The sequence below is a fragment of the Pseudoxanthomonas mexicana genome (assembly GCF_010093385.1).
Lineage (GTDB): Bacteria > Pseudomonadota > Gammaproteobacteria > Xanthomonadales > Xanthomonadaceae > Pseudoxanthomonas_A > Pseudoxanthomonas_A mexicana.
Genome location: NZ_PDWV01000106.1, coordinates 1 through 2,660, shown reverse-complemented (window position 1 = coordinate 2,660; position 2,660 = coordinate 1). Strand labels below are relative to the sequence as shown.

The following is a 2,660-nucleotide window of genomic DNA, read 5'->3' as shown; positions in this document are numbered from 1 at the left end:
CGCCGCCGCGACCCCCGCCCCCCCGCCGAGACGCGCTCCCGCAGCCCCCGCCCCCCCAACCCCCCCACCCCCCATCCCCCCGCCCCCGCCGAGCGCGCGGCCGCTCCCGCGCCGCAGCTTCCGCTGCCGCCGGTCGCCGAACGCGCCGCGGCCCCCGAGGCGCGTTCGGCGACCGGCGGCAGCGGAAGCTGCGGCGCGGGATCGGCCGCGCGCTCGGCGGGGGCGGCGGTATCGGCGGCGGGAGTCTTGGGGGCGCGGGTCTTGCGCACGCGCTTCTCGGCGGGGGCGCCGGTTTCGTTGCTGCTGTCGGACAAGTTGCGAATCCTCGCTAGGTGGCGAGCGCCGGCGTTGCGGCGGCGGGTGAGTAAAAGGAGACGGGGGCTTCAGATGGGTGCGGCGCATCCCCTGCGCCGGAATTCGGGTTCGACACTATCACCGGGCCTGGGTGGCGGCAAGCCGGGCCGCCACGGCGGGTTCAAGCGGATTCAGCCAGCGCGCCCCGCCATGCGGGGCGCCAGCGGTTCAGGCGGCCTGGGAGCCCAGGGCCTTGTCGATCATCTGGGTCAGCTGGCCCTTGCCGACGGCACCGATCTGGGTGGCCTGGATCTGGCCGTCCTTGAACAGCAGCAGCATCGGGATGGACCGCACGTGGTACTTGATGGCGGTGGCGCGGTTCTCGTCCACGTTGACCTTGGCGACCTTCAGCTTGCCGCCGTAGGTCTCGGCCAGTTCGTCCAGGACCGGCGAAATCATCTTGCAGGGGCCGCACCATTCGGCCCAGAAGTCCACCAGCACCGGCTCGCCGGACTGCAGCACGGCGGCGTCGAAATCGGCATCGCCGACGTGGGTCACTTTGTCGCTCACGGGGATCTCCTGCGGGGTCCGCGGACGGGCGCGGACGGGTTCGGGCCGGGACGGCCTCCACGATTGGGGTAAACTGGGGCGTTCCGCGACCTTTTCAAGGTTACCCAGGTGGTCGCGCAACCCGGCACAGGGGGCGCAGTGTGCGACGCCGGTTCGGCCGATGCAAGCACACCCACCGCATTCACACGACACGCGCGCGGAACACAGCGACGCAAAAGAAGAAGGCATGAGCGACAAACCGTTAACCGACATCACGTTCTCCTCGTTCGACCTGCATCCGGCGCTGCTCGCCGGGCTGGAAGGCGCAGGTTTCTCCCGCTGCACGCCGATCCAGGCGATGACGTTGCCGGTCGCCCTGGCGGGGCGCGATGTCGCCGGCCAGGCGCAGACCGGCACCGGCAAGACGCTGGCGTTCCTGGTGGCGGTGATGAACCGCCTGCTGAGACGCCCGGCGCTGGCCGAGCGCAAGCCCGAGGATCCGCGCGCGCTGATCCTGGCGCCCACGCGCGAACTGGCCATCCAGATCCACAAGGACGCGGTGAAGTTCGGCGCCGACCTGGGCCTGCGCTTCGCCCTGGTCTATGGCGGCGTGGACTACGACAAGCAGCGCGAACTGCTGCAGAAGGGCGTGGACGTCATCATCGCCACGCCCGGCCGGCTGATCGACTACGTCAAACAGCACAAGGTGGTCAGCCTGCACGCCTGCGAGGTGTGCGTGCTGGACGAAGCCGACCGCATGTTCGACCTGGGCTTCATCAAGGACATCCGTTTCCTGCTGCGGCGCATGCCCGAGCGCACCACCCGGCAGACGCTGCTGTTCTCGGCCACCCTCTCGCACCGCGTGCTGGAACTGGCCTACGAGCACATGAACGAGCCGGAGAAGCTCGTCGTCGAGACCGAGTTCATCACCGCGGCCAAGGTGCGGCAGAAGCTGTACTACCCGGCCGACGAGGAGAAGATCCCGCTGCTGATCGGCCTGCTGTCGCGCAGCGAGGGCGCGCGCACCATGGTGTTCGTCAATACCAAGGCGTTCGTCGAGCGCGTGGCGCGCGCGCTGGAGCGCGCCGGCTACCGCGTCGGCGTGCTGTCCGGCGACGTGCCGCAGAAGAAGCGCGAGTCGTTGCTGAAGAAGTTCCAGGCCGGCCAGCTGGAACTGCTGGTGGCCACCGACGTGGCCGCGCGCGGCCTGCACATCGACGGCGTGTCGCACGTGTTCAACTTCGACCTGCCGTTCGATGCCGAGGACTATGTTCACCGCATCGGCCGCACCGCGCGCCGGGGCGCCGAGGGCGATGCGATCAGCTTCGCGTGCGAGCGCTATGCGATGTCGCTGCCCGACATCGAGGCCTATATCGAGCAGAAGATCCCGTCCGAGCCGGTCACCGCGGAACTGCTGACGGCGCTGCCGCGTCCGGAGCGTCCGAAGCCGGTGGCAGGCGAGGGCGATGACGAAGAAGAAAGCATCGGCCAGATCTTCCGCGAGGCGCGCGAACAGAAGGCCGCCGACGAAGAACGCCGTGGGGGTGGCCGCAAGCCCGGTGGCGCCGGCGGTGCCGGTCGTCGCGGCGGGTACCGTCGCGGCCACCGGCGCCGCCCGCGCCCCCCGGCTTGCGGCCCCCCCCACCGCGGTCTTCGTCGGCGGCCGTCTGGTCGCGCGCCCCCCGGGCGAACTTGCCGATGCTTTTTTCTTTGGCATTCCCCTCGCCTTCCACCCGCGTTGGGCGCTCCGGGCGCGGCCGCGGCCGCCGCCGGTGCGCGGGGGACGCGCCCGGCGGCGGGCGCTGCTCTCGAGTGTG

General features: G+C 70.8%; 2 protein-coding genes and 1 pseudogene. 1 reads left to right on the top strand and 2 read right to left on the bottom strand.

Annotated features, from left to right (window positions below; genetic code table 11):
* Positions 1-314, bottom strand: a pseudogene (locus CSC76_RS19205) (hypothetical protein); the annotation flags it as partial.
* Between the two features lie 208 nt (positions 315-522).
* Positions 523-864 carry a thioredoxin TrxA gene (gene trxA, locus CSC76_RS18780; protein ID WP_062350453.1) on the bottom strand — a complete coding sequence of 114 codons (342 nt, stop codon included), beginning with the start codon at positions 862-864 and terminating at the stop codon, positions 523-525.
* 226 nt (positions 865-1,090) lie between these two features.
* On the opposite strand from trxA, the gene rhlB reads away from it, so the two are divergent.
* A partial coding sequence (gene rhlB, locus CSC76_RS18775) for an ATP-dependent RNA helicase RhlB (protein ID WP_162111479.1) occupies positions 1,091-2,660 on the top strand: 1,570 nt, incomplete at its 3' end.